Raw genomic sequence first — 204 nt, forward strand, 5'->3', positions numbered from 1 at the left:
AATCGACCGTGCGGCGCAGCGTTACATGAAGGTCGAGGTCGCCCTGGCGCCTCCCTTCACTCTGATTCACGCCGTCCATCGCGAGGCCGAGCAGATCGGCGTCGGCGCGCAGGATTGCCATGCGGAGCCGGATGGCGCGCATACCGGAGATGTCAGCGCCACGATGGCCGCCGATTCGGGCGCGAAGTTCGTAGTTCTGGGCCA

General features: G+C 66.2%; 1 protein-coding gene. It reads left to right on the forward strand.

Features of this window, described 5'->3' with window-relative positions; translation table 11 throughout:
• Position 1 precedes the first annotated feature (1 nt).
• A partial coding sequence (locus A3736_RS04505) for a triose-phosphate isomerase (RefSeq protein WP_233999230.1) occupies positions 2-204 on the forward strand: 203 nt, incomplete at its 3' end.

Origin of the sequence: Erythrobacter sp. HI0063, from assembly GCF_001635685.1 — a bacterium.
In the GTDB taxonomy this organism is placed as follows: domain Bacteria; phylum Pseudomonadota; class Alphaproteobacteria; order Sphingomonadales; family Sphingomonadaceae; genus Qipengyuania.